The following is a 10895-nucleotide window of genomic DNA, read 5'->3' as shown; positions in this document are numbered from 1 at the left end:
CTACGGCCCGGTCCGCAGGTCCGCGACTGGCGGCCCCAGGGGCCCACCCGCCACCGACTGGCGACACCGCACCAGCCTTAGGCGGCGCAAGCCGCTCGAACCACGCATCCGCGCATGCGGATGAACCGACGCCACCGCGCGTTGCAGCACTGGCTCGCGCAAAAAAACAGATCAACGTCAAGTCAAAGCGCGTCAGCCGAGCCGTTGACAACCTGCTCCAGCTGGTCGCCGGTAGCCCCCAGCTCTTCGATGATCCGCTGCAGCTCGCGCTCGTCGAGGTAGTCGTAGGGGCGGTTCTCGCACAGGTGCAGGTAGGGCGAGCCGTCGAGGTCGGCCTCGGCCAGGTAGCCGGTGCGCTGCTCCCAGTTGAAGCGCAGGCAGCGGCGGGCGTCCAGCCCGGCAAGCGGGCCCACGGGGGTGGAGACGCGCAGGAAGCGCTGGCCATCGGCGTCTTCCAGTTCCGCCAGGTAGATGCCCTGGTGGCGGCCATCGGGCAGCTCCAGGTCGAAGCTGATGACGTACGGCTCGTTCTGCCGCAGCTTGTGGACGGCGCCCACGTGGGAGCGGATTGCCTCGAAGTGACGCATGGCCTGGCCTTGGGCTCGGATCGTGGAGCACCGATGGTACGCTCGTCGTGTTTCGATTGGCATGCACGAACCTGCGATGACCACTGACGCCCCCACTGACGAGCTGGACGACGACGAGGCCCGCGCCCTGCGCGCGCAACGGATCATCGAGGCGGTCGCCGCGATACCCCCTGGCCGCGTGGCCAGTTATGGCGCCATCGCCGCCCGCGCCGGCTACCCCGGCCGCGCCCGCCTCATTGGCCGGGTGCTGGGTGATGCCCCCAACCGCCCCGACCTGCCCTGGCACCGCGTGCTGCGGGCCGATGGCCGCATCGGCATCCCCGCGGGCACGCGGGGGTACCGGGAGCAGGTGAAGCGGCTGAAGGCGGAAGGCGTGACCGTGAAGGACGGCCGCGTGCCGATGAGCGCGTTCGGCCTGGACCATGACCTGGATCGCGCCATCTGGGGCTTCCCGGGCGGCTAGCGGTACACCACCTCGACCACCCGCCACCGCACGGCCGGGTCGCGGGCCACGGCGTAATCGAACAACGGCACCCCGGCAAGGCGGGACGCCGGCACCTCGCGGCCAGTCGATGCGACGCCCTGGCGGCAGGGCGGGGCTGCCGCCGTGTTCGCCACGGCGCAGGTCGGTTCGCGGATGGCGCCCGCGAAGATGAGCGTGCCCCCGCTCGCGACGGCCGGGGCGGCCGCGACGGCGAAGGGTGCAAGTACGGTGGCGATGCGCATGGTGGGACCCCCTTGGAACGCGCCGGAAAAAGCCGGCGGCTGGCGGGCCGGTGGCCCGGCTCCATTGCGCGCCCGGCGAGCACGTAGAGGCAATCGCCGTCGGCTGATGTCGGTGTAGGCCTACGCCGATTGCAGTGTAGGCCGACAGACCGCGCGGGCCGGTTTGGTAGCATTGCGGCATGCAGTCCTCCGCCCTCGATCTCCTCCATTCCGTCTTCGGTTACCCCGCGTTCCGTGGCCAGCAGCAAGCCATCGTCGAGGAGGTCGCCGGTGGTGGCGACGCCCTGGTGCTCATGCCCACGGGCGGCGGCAAGTCGCTCTGCTACCAGATCCCCGCGCTCATGCGCTACGGCACCGGCATCGTCGTGTCGCCGCTCATCGCGCTGATGCAGGACCAGGTCGATGCCCTGATCGAAGCCGGCGTCAGGGCGCGCTATCTCAATTCCAGCCTCGACGCGCTCACCCAGCGCGAGGTGGAAGACAAACTGCTCGCCGGCGAGCTCGACATGCTCTACGTGGCGCCGGAGCGCCTGCTCACGCCGCGCTTCCTCGCGCTGCTCGATCGCATCCCCATCGCCGTGTTCGCCATCGACGAAGCGCATTGCGTCTCGCAGTGGGGCCATGATTTCCGGCCCGAGTACCGCGAACTCACCATCCTGCACGAGCGTTTCCCCGAGGTGCCGCGCATCGCGCTCACGGCCACCGCCGACGAGCGCACCCGCGAAGAGATCGTCGAGCGCCTGCGCCTGCACGCGGCGCGCCGTTTCGTCGCCAGCTTCGACCGGCCCAACATCCGCTACCGCGTGGCGCCGAGGCAAAACGCGCGCCGCCAGCTCCTCGATTTCCTCGACGCGCACCGTGGCGATGCGGGCATCGTCTATTGCCTCAGCCGGCGCAAGGTGGACGAGACCGCCGCGTGGCTCGCCGAGGCGGGCGTCGACGCGCTGCCGTACCACGCGGGCCTCGATGCCGAGACCCGGCAGCGCCACCAGCAGCGTTTCCTGCGCGAGGACGCCATCGTCATGGTCGCCACCGTCGCGTTCGGCATGGGCATCGACAAACCCGACGTGCGTTTCGTGGCCCATCTCGACCTGCCACGCAGCATGGAGGGCTACTACCAGGAAACCGGCCGCGCCGGCCGCGATGGCCTGGCCGCCGAGGCGTGGATGGTCTATGGCCTGGGCGATGTCGTCACCATGAGCCAGATGATCGCCCAGTCCGAATCGGGCGACGACCGCAAGCGCATCGAGCGCCTCAAGCTCGATACGTTGCTCGGTTACGCGGAGGCCACGCGCTGCCGCCGCCAGCTGCTGCTCGAGGCGTTCGCCGAAACCCATCCGGGCCACTGCGGCAACTGCGACAACTGCCTCGTGCCGCCAAAAACCTGGGACGCCACGCTCGCCGCGCAAAAGGCCATGTCGGCCATCTACCGCAGTGGCCAGCGCTACGGCGCGGGCCACCTCATCGAAATCCTGCGTGGCGAAGCAGGCGATCGCGTCCGCGACCTGGGCCACGACAAGCTCAGCGTCTTCGGCGTGGGGGCCGACATGGATGCCACGCAGTGGCGCTCGGTGTTCCGCCAGCTGCTGGCCGCCGGCCTTGTCGAGGCCGATCCCGAGGGCTACGGCACGCTGCGCCTTTCCGCGCTGAGCGGCCCGGTGCTGAAGGGCGAGCGCCCCGTGCAACTGCGCGAGGATGCCCGGCCCGCGAAGGGCCGCCGCACGCGCAGCAGCGCGCCGGCCGGTGGCAGCTCGCTGGGCATCGAGGCTACCGAGGAGCCCCTGTGGAACGACCTGCGCCGCGTCCGCGCCGAGCTGGCCAAGGCCCATGGCGTGCCTGCCTACGTCATCTTCCACGACGCCACGCTGCTCGCCATGCTGCGCTCGCTGCCACAGGATGAAAGCGAACTCGCCGCCATCAGCGGCGTGGGCGACAGCAAGCTCAAGAAATACGGCAAAGACTTTCTTGCCGTCCTCACCGCCGCCGAATAGACCACGCCAACCGGTTCATTCGCTATCGCGAATGAACCGACACCAAGGCAGGACGAGTGCGATGAGTATATTCTCAAGTCCTGAAATTTATTAGAGAAATCCCGCCCCGGCGCTTGCATCCGCAACGCCTTATCCCCAACCCTAAGGTGATAAAGGGAGCCCCCATGCACGACGCCACGCCACTCATCGCCACCATCGTCGGGGGCCTCGTCCTCGCCTTCATCTTCGGCGCGCTTGCGCACCGTGTCCGCCTGCCGGTGATCGCGGGTTACCTCGTCGCCGGCGTGGTCGCCGGGCCGTTCACCCCGGGCTACGTGGCCGATGCGCACATCGCGCAGGAACTGGCCGACCTGGGCGTCATCCTGCTGATGTTCGGCGTGGGCCTGCATTTCTCGCTCAAAGACCTCCTCGCGGTAAAGAACATCTCGATACCGGGCGCGGCCGTGCAGATGGGCGTGGCCACTGGCCTGGGCATGTTGCTTGGCTGGATGCTCGGCTGGCCCATGGCGCAGGGGTTCGTCTTCGGCCTGGCGCTGTCGGTGGCCAGCACCGTCGTGCTGCTGCGCGCGATGGAAGAACGCCGCCTGCTCGACAGCGACCGGGGCCGCATCGCGGTGGGCTGGCTCATCGTCGAAGACCTCGCCATGGTGCTGGCCCTGGTGTTGCTGCCGGCGCTCGCGGGCTTCCTTGGCGGCAACGCCGGGGGCGCGGCCACGCCCACCACCGGTGAACTCGTGCAGACCGTCGCCATCACCATCGGCAAGGTGGTGCTCTTCGTCGCGGTGATGCTCGTCATCGGCAAGCGCGCCATCCCGTGGATGCTGCAGGCGGTCTCGGGTACCGGCTCGCGCGAGCTGTTCCGCCTCGCCGTGCTCGCCATCGCGCTGGGCGTGGCGTTTGGCGCGGCGCACCTGTTCGATGTCAGCTTCGAGCTGGGCGCGTTTTTCGCGGGCATGATGATGGGTGAATCGAAACTGTCGCAGCAGGCGGCGGAAGAGACGCTGCCGCTGCGCGATGCGTTCGCCGTGCTGTTCTTCGTTTCCATCGGCATGCTGTTCAACCCGCATATCCTCGTGCAGCAGCCGTGGCTGGTGCTCGCCGCGTGCTTCATCATCATCGTGGGCAAGTCGGTCGCCGCGTTCGCCATCGTGCGCCTGTTCGGCCGCCCCACCAAGACCGCGCTCACTATCGCCACCAGCCTCGCGCAAATCGGCGAGTTCTCCTTCATCCTCGCTGGCCTTGGCGTATCGCTCGGCCTGCTCAGCGAAGAAGCGCGCGATATCCTCCTCGCCGCCGCCATCGTCTCCATCCTCGTCAACCCGCTGCTGTTCGTCGCACTCGACCGCTGGGTGGCGAAGCACGACGCCGATGCGCCCGACGAGCACCCCGACATGCGCGGCCACACCGTGCTGGTAGGCTTCGGCCGCGTGGGCCGCCGCGTGTTCGCGGAGCTGCAGGCAACCGGCGCGCCGGTGCTCGTCATCGAGACCGATGAAGACGCCGTGCGCGACCTGCGCGAGCACGGCGGTGCCGACATCGTCATCGGCAACGCCGCCGCCGCCCCCGTCCTCGCCGAAGCGAACCTCGGCTCGGCCCGCGCGCTCATCGTGACGGTGCCCGATCCCTTCGAAGGCGGCCAGGTGGTACGCGCCGCGCGCGCGGCCCGCCCCGATCTCCCCATCGTCGCGCGCGCCCACTCGCCCGATTGCGTCAGCCACCTCGCGGGGCTGGGTGCCAGTGAGGTCGTGTACGGCGAACAAGAGCTGGCACGCAGCATGTTCGAGGCGGCGCAGCCCAGGCCCGCGCATGGGGGGCACTAGGCCCACGCCCGGTCGGCGCTGCCACGGCACGCATTCGCAAGACTTTGCCGGATACATCGCCCTAACGTCCCGCTGGCTACCGTTGTCCGGTTAGCCCACTGCGAATCGGAGGAACGATGGCATCCCGGATCGAAGACTACGCCATGCTCGGTAACTGCCGTAGCGCCGCCCTGGTGGCGCGCAACGGCTCCATCGACTGGCTGTGCCTGCCACGCTTCGATTCCGCCGCGGCCTTCGCGGCGCTGCTGGGCGACGAGGATAACGGGCGCTGGTCGCTTGCCCCCGCCGACCCGGACGCCACCAGCACGCGGCAATACATCGACGGCAGCCTCGTCCTCGAGACCACCTGGACCACCGCCACGGGCAAGGCCAAGGTCATCGACTTCATGCCGTTCGCGGGCGAGCAGGTGGGTGTCACCCGCGTGGTTATCGGGCTCGAGGGGCGCGTGGATTTCGAAAGCCGCCTGAAGGTGCGCTTCGACTACGGCAACGCGCTGCCATGGGTCACCACGCTCGAGGATGGCACGCTCACCGCCATCGCCGGCCCCGACATGATCGTGCTGCGCACGCCGGTCGAGATCGAAGGCGAGGGCATGGAGAGCGTGGCCCGCTTCCAGGTCGGTGCCGGCGACCGCGCGCCTTTCGTCATGGCATGGGGCCCCTCGCACCTGCCGCCGCCCGAGCCGCTTGATCCGCGCATCGCGCTGGAACAGGCGCTGGAGTTCTGGGGGGAGTGGTCGGGCCATTGCAATGCCAGCGGCGAATGGAGCGAGGTGGTGCGCCGCTCGCTCGTCGTGCTGAAAGGCCTCAGCTACCAGCCCACGGGCGGCATCGTCGCCGCGCCCACCACTTCACTGCCCGAGCAGTTCGGCGGCGAGCGTAACTGGGATTACCGCTTCTGCTGGGCGCGCGACGCCACGTTCGTGCTTTCCGCGCTGGTCAACGCCGGCTACCACGACGAGGCCAGCGCGTGGCGCGACTGGGTACGCCGCGCGGTGGCCGGTTCGCCTGGCCAGCTGCAGGTGCTGTATGGCCTGGCGGGCGAGCGCCGGCTCGAGGAATACGAAGTGACCTGGCTTGCCGGCTACGAAGGCGCCAAGCCCGTGCGCGTCGGCAATGCCGCCTCGAACCAGTTCCAGCTCGATATCTTCGGCGAGCTCGTCGGTGCGTTCTCGCACGCCATGAAGCACGGCGTGGTGCTGCACCCCGAGGCCGATAACGTGCAGGCGGTGTTCCTCGACCACCTGGCCAACATCTGGCGGCACCCCGATGAAGGCATCTGGGAGATCCGCGGCGAGCCGCGGCACTTCGTGCATTCCAAGGTTATGGCGTGGCTGGCGTTCGCCCGCGCCGCCGAGCAACAGCGCGAGGGCCTCGACCCGCATTACGTGAAGCACTGGCGCAGCATCGCCGAGGAGATCAAGGCCGATATCCTCGCCAAGGGCGTCGACCCCGAGCGTGGCTGCTTCACGCAGTCGTACGGCTCGAAGGAGCTGGACGCCAGCCTGCTCCTCGTCACGCTCACCGATTTCCTGCCCGCCGACGATCCGCGCATGGTCGCCACGGTGAAAGCCGTGGAAGAAGACCTGCTCGTCGATGGCTTTGTCCGCCGCTACGACACCCGCAGCGGCGTCGACGGGCTACCGCCGGGCGAGGGCGAGTTCCTTCCGTGCAGCTTCTGGCTGGTCGAAAACTACGTGGCGCAAGGCCGCATGGCCGAAGCCCGCGCGTTGTTCGAACGCCTGGTAGGCCTCACGAACGACCTCGGCCTGCTCGCGGAGGAGTACGATCCACGGTCGAAGCGCCTGCTGGGCAATTTCCCGCAAGCCTTTTCGCATGTCGCACTGGTCAATGCCGCCTTTAGCCTGGCGCATGGCTACAGTGCCACAGCCGACATCCACGCCACCCCCGAATCCAACGCCCCCCAAGGAGTCCGTGCATGAGCCAAGCCCAACCGAAGCGCGCCACCTCCCGCGCTCACCCGGCCGACCCGTGTACCGTCGTGATCTTCGGCGCCGCCGGCGACCTCACCAGCCGCCTGGTGGTGCCCGCGCTCTACAACATGCGCCGCACCGGCCTGCTTTCCGATAACTTCGCCATCGTGGGCTTCAACCACGGCAAGATGAGCGACAACGCCTGGAAGGGCAACCTGCGCACCTCGCTGGAGCGCTACGTCTCCGGCGCCGGCCAGCGCCTCGACGAAGAGGCCTGGGGCTGGCTCAGCAGCCAGATGACGTATTTCCAGGGCGATTTCGACGACGCGTCGTCGTTCCACGCGCTGGCCACGAAGCTCAAGGACATCGACCGCCGCCGCGGCACCCAGGGCAACGTGCTGTTCTACCTCGCCACGCCCGAGCGTTTCTTCGGCGATGTGATCGAGCAGCTGCGCGACGCCGGCCTCACCGACGATGGTGGCGCCGATAGCGGCACCTGGCGCCGCGTCATCATCGAGAAGCCGTTCGGCCACGACCTGCACTCGGCCCAGGCGCTCAACGAGCGCGTGCTGAAGGTGCTGCGCGAGGACCAGATCTACCGCATCGACCACTTCCTGGGCAAGGAGACGGTGCAGAACATCATGGCCTTCCGCTTCGCCAACGGCCTGTTCGAGCCCATATGGAACCGCGACCGCATCGACCACGTGCAGATCACCGTGGCCGAAACCGTGGGCGTGGAACGCCGTGGCTCGTTCTACGAACAGACCGGCGCGCTGCGCGACATGGTGCCGAACCACCTCTTCCAGCTGCTGGCCATGGTGGCCATGGAGCCGCCCACCTCGTTCGATGCCGAAGCCGTGCGCACGCGCAAGGCCGAAGTGATCGAAGCCATCCGGCCCATCCTCCCCGAGGACGCCGTGCGCGGCCAGTACGGCCCCGGCGCGGTCAATGGCGAACTCGCGCGCGCCTACCGCGACGAACCCGACGTGGCATCCGATTCGGTCACCGAAACCTTCGTGGCCATGAAGCTCGCCATCGATACCTGGCGCTGGTCGGGCGTGCCGTTCTTCCTGCGCACCGGCAAGCACATGGGCCGGCGCACCACCGAGATCGCCATCCGCTTCAAGAGCGCGCCCATGGCGCCGTTCCGCGGCACCGGCATGGACGCGTTCGGCCCCGATTGGCTGGTGCTGCAGATCCAGCCGGATGAAGGCATCTCGCTGCAGTTCGACGTGAAGCGCCCCGGCCCGCGCGTGGAACTCGCGCCCGTGCGCATGGATTTCAAATACGCCGACTGGTTCCGCGCCGAACCGAACGTGGGCTACGAGACCCTGCTGTACGACTGCATGACCGGCGATGCCACGCTGTTCCAGCGCGCCGACATGGTCGAGGCCTGCTGGCGCGCCGTGCAGCCCATCATCGACGACTGGCACCAGCGCATCCCGGCCGACTTCCCCAACTACGCCTCCGGCAGCGCCGGCCCGGCCTCGTCCGATACGCTGCTCGCCATGGGCGGCCGCTCATGGCGCCCGCTCAACACCGGCGCGGAACCCGCCCGCCGCGCGGCCCGCCAGAAGGCCGACGCCGGCCAGGCCCCGCAACTGGCGACGAAAGAACCCGCCAAGCCGTCGCGCGCCAAGCGTGCCGCGGCGAAGAAGACGTTGCGCAAGGCTTCGGTGAAGAAGGCCGCGCCGGCGAAGAAGGTCGCGGTGAAAAAAGTCACCTCGAAAAAGGCCGCCGCGAGTAATGCACCGAAGAAGCGCGTCGCAGCGGCCCGCAAGGCCACGGCGACAAAACGCAGATAATCGGTCGGGTTGTAGGAGCCCACACCCGTGGGCGACGCCTTTAGCGACACGCTTCGCAGGTATCGCCCACAGGGGTGGGCTCCTACAAACAGCAGTTAGTGCGACGAGACGTACACCGCATCCGCGAAGGCCTCGGGAATCGCAAAGCTTTCCCGCATCCGGCGCGCCTCCGCCGCTGGCGTGGCACCGAACAAACGCCGGAACTCCCGACTGAACTGCGACGGGCTGGTGTAGCCCACCGCATGGCTCGCCGCTTCGGCCGTCAGCGATTGCCGCACCATCAGCAGCCGTGCCTGGTGCAGCCGCGTCGACTTCACGTACTGCATGGGCGATACCTGCGTGATCGCCTTGAAGTGGCTGTGGAAGCTGGGCGCACTCATGCCGGCTTCACTCGCAAGCCGGGCCACGTCGAGGGGTTGCGCGTACGACGCGTGGATCACACGCAACGCCTGGCTGATCCGGCCGAACTGGCCGCGCATGGCCAGCGCGCTGCGCATGGCGCTGCCCTGCGCGCCGGTGAGCACGCGGAAATACAGTTCACGCAGCAGGCCCGGGCCAAGCACCGCGGCATCCAGTGGCTTCTGCATCGCTTCGAGGAAACGCAGCACCGAATCGCGCATGGCCTCGTCCATCGGCGTGGACATCATGCTTTGCGGTGCCTGGACGGAATCGCTGAGGCCTTCCCGGTCGATCTGTTCCGCCACCTCCGCGGCAAGCGCGAAGTCGAGGTGCAGGTAGAGGGCGAGTAGGGGATGGTCCGGCGTCGCATCCGTTTCCATGGTGAAGGGGACGGGCACGGAGACGGCGAGGTACTGGTCCTCGTCGTAGAGGTAGAGCTGGTCGCCGAAGTAACCGCGCTTGCGCCCCTGGCACACGATGACGATGCCGGGGTCGTAGAGCACGGGCGTGCGGGCCAGCGCGCGATCGGAGCGGAGGATGCGTACGCTGGGTACCGCCGTGAGGTTGTAGCCCTCGTCCGGGGCCAGTTCGCGCAACAGTGCAAGGGTGCGAGTCTTCGGTGTGCTCATAGTAATAGGCAAGAAAAAAAGCCAAATTCGGCTTATCGACGCCGCCATGGTGGTGGATTATGCATTCCAGGATCAACCACTGGAGCACTCCATGACCGACAAGAAGACTCTGTTCATTACTGGCGTCAGCAGCGGCTTTGGCAAGGCGCTCGCCCAGGAGGCCCTTGCCCAGGGCCACGCCGTCGTCGGCACCGTCCGTAACGCTGAGGCGAAGCGCGCGTTCGAAGCCCTCGCGCCGGGCAAGGCCCATGCCCGCCTCCTCGACGTGACTGACTTCGACGCCATCGATGGCGTCGTGGCGGAAGTGGAAGCGAACGTCGGCCCCATCGACGTCCTCGTGAACAACGCAGGCTACGGCCACGAAGGCATCATGGAGGAATCGCCGCTCGACGAGATGCGCCGCCAGTTCGACGTGAACGTGTTCGGTGCGGTCGCCATGATGAAGGCCGTGCTGCCCTGCATGCGCCAGCGCCGCCGCGGCCACATCCTCAATATCACCTCGATGGGCGGCCACATCACCATGCCCGGCATCGCGTACTACTGCGGCAGCAAGTTCGCGCTGGAAGGTATTTCCGAAACGCTGGGCAAGGAAGTCGGCCCGCTGGGCATCGCTGTCACCGCGGTGGCGCCGGGTTCGTTTCGCACCGACTGGGCAGGGCGCTCGATGCAGCGTACGCCGCGCTCCATCGCCGACTACGACACCATCTTCGATCCCATCCGCCAGGCCCGCGAAGAAAAGAGCGGCAAGCAATTGGGCGACCCGGTGAAGGCGGCGCGGGCGATGCTGGAGGTGATCGCCGCGGAGAACCCGCCGGCCCACTTGTTGCTTGGGAGCGATGCGTTGAAGCTGGTGCGCGACAAGCTAACCGCGTTTGAAGCATCGATCAGTGAGTGGGAAACGCTGGCCGTCTCAACAGACGGCTGAAGCTGTTCTCCTGTAGGAGCGCGCTTGCGCGCGATGGGTCTTGCGGTAAGCACCCATCGCGCGCAAGTGAGGTGACCCC

At 67.9% G+C, this 10895-nt stretch carries 9 protein-coding genes; 6 read left to right on the top strand and 3 right to left on the bottom strand.

The features are described 5' to 3' along the window. Nucleotides 1–182: 182 nt before the first annotated feature. The gene (locus VI08_RS16170; protein ID WP_045830654.1) at nt 183–587 is read right to left on the bottom strand and encodes a hypothetical protein; all 405 of its coding nucleotides are present in this window, start codon (nt 585–587) and stop codon (nt 183–185) included. Nucleotides 588–663: 76 nt separating this feature from the next. Between VI08_RS16170 and VI08_RS16165 the strand changes: the two genes are divergently transcribed. Continuing rightward, nucleotides 664–1050: an MGMT family protein gene (locus VI08_RS16165; RefSeq protein WP_045830653.1), complete on the top strand. Its 387-nt coding sequence runs from the start codon at nt 664–666 to the stop codon at nt 1048–1050. Here the strand turns inward: VI08_RS16165 and VI08_RS16160 are convergent. Further along, nucleotides 1047–1313: a hypothetical protein gene (locus tag VI08_RS16160; protein ID WP_045830652.1), complete on the bottom strand. Its 267-nt coding sequence runs from the start codon at nt 1311–1313 to the stop codon at nt 1047–1049. The genes VI08_RS16165 and VI08_RS16160 overlap by 4 nt on opposite strands. A 179-nt stretch (nt 1314–1492) precedes the next feature. Here VI08_RS16160 and recQ point away from each other — a divergent pair, with 179 nt between their 5' ends. From recQ to zwf, 4 genes are all read left to right on the top strand, one after another. Further along, nucleotides 1493–3304 carry a DNA helicase RecQ gene (gene recQ, locus VI08_RS16155; protein WP_045830651.1) on the top strand — a complete coding sequence of 604 codons (1812 nt, stop codon included), beginning with the start codon at nt 1493–1495 and terminating at the stop codon, nt 3302–3304. Nucleotides 3305–3468: 164 nt separating this feature from the next. Beyond that, nucleotides 3469–5124, top strand: coding sequence for a YbaL family putative K(+) efflux transporter (gene ybaL / locus VI08_RS16150; protein ID WP_045830650.1), 1656 nt, complete (start codon nt 3469–3471; stop codon nt 5122–5124). 116 nt (nt 5125–5240) lie between these two features. Further along, a complete protein-coding gene (locus VI08_RS16145) occupies nt 5241–7067 on the top strand; it encodes a glycoside hydrolase family 15 protein (protein WP_045830649.1) in 1827 nt (608 codons plus the stop codon). After that, nucleotides 7064–8863: a glucose-6-phosphate dehydrogenase gene (zwf, locus tag VI08_RS16140; protein WP_045830648.1), complete on the top strand. Its 1800-nt coding sequence runs from the start codon at nt 7064–7066 to the stop codon at nt 8861–8863. Before VI08_RS16145 ends, zwf begins: the two co-directional genes overlap by 4 nt. A 95-nt stretch (nt 8864–8958) precedes the next feature. Here zwf and VI08_RS16135 read toward each other — a convergent pair whose 3' ends face one another. Further along, the gene (locus VI08_RS16135) at nt 8959–9858 is read right to left on the bottom strand and encodes an AraC family transcriptional regulator (RefSeq protein WP_232309570.1); all 900 of its coding nucleotides are present in this window, start codon (nt 9856–9858) and stop codon (nt 8959–8961) included. A 124-nt stretch (nt 9859–9982) separates the two neighbouring features. Between VI08_RS16135 and VI08_RS16130 the strand changes: the two genes are divergently transcribed. Next, the gene (locus VI08_RS16130) at nt 9983–10816 is read left to right on the top strand and encodes an oxidoreductase (protein WP_045830646.1); all 834 of its coding nucleotides are present in this window, start codon (nt 9983–9985) and stop codon (nt 10814–10816) included. Nucleotides 10817–10895 lie beyond the last annotated feature (79 nt).

It is taken from the genome of Luteibacter yeojuensis (genome assembly GCF_000964085.1).
Taxonomy (GTDB): domain Bacteria; phylum Pseudomonadota; class Gammaproteobacteria; order Xanthomonadales; family Rhodanobacteraceae; genus Luteibacter; species Luteibacter yeojuensis_A.
The sequence above is the reverse complement of the archived record's forward strand: the minus strand, read 5'-3'. Positions and strand labels throughout refer to the sequence as shown.

Bases quoted from the DNA above. Each gene is read 5' to 3' on its own strand.
- VI08_RS16170 (WP_045830654.1), bottom strand. From the start codon at position 587: ATGCGTCACTTCGAGGCAATCCGCTCCCACGTGGGCGCCGTCCACAAG.
- VI08_RS16165 (WP_045830653.1), top strand. From the start codon at position 664: ATGACCACTGACGCCCCCACTGACGAGCTGGACGACGACGAGGCCCGC.
- VI08_RS16160 (WP_045830652.1), bottom strand. From the start codon at position 1,313: ATGCGCATCGCCACCGTACTTGCACCCTTCGCCGTCGCGGCCGCCCCG.
- recQ (WP_045830651.1), top strand. From the start codon at position 1,493: ATGCAGTCCTCCGCCCTCGATCTCCTCCATTCCGTCTTCGGTTACCCC.
- ybaL (WP_045830650.1), top strand. From the start codon at position 3,469: ATGCACGACGCCACGCCACTCATCGCCACCATCGTCGGGGGCCTCGTC.
- VI08_RS16145 (WP_045830649.1), top strand. From the start codon at position 5,241: ATGGCATCCCGGATCGAAGACTACGCCATGCTCGGTAACTGCCGTAGC.
- zwf (WP_045830648.1), top strand. From the start codon at position 7,064: ATGAGCCAAGCCCAACCGAAGCGCGCCACCTCCCGCGCTCACCCGGCC.
- VI08_RS16130 (WP_045830646.1), top strand. From the start codon at position 9,983: ATGACCGACAAGAAGACTCTGTTCATTACTGGCGTCAGCAGCGGCTTT.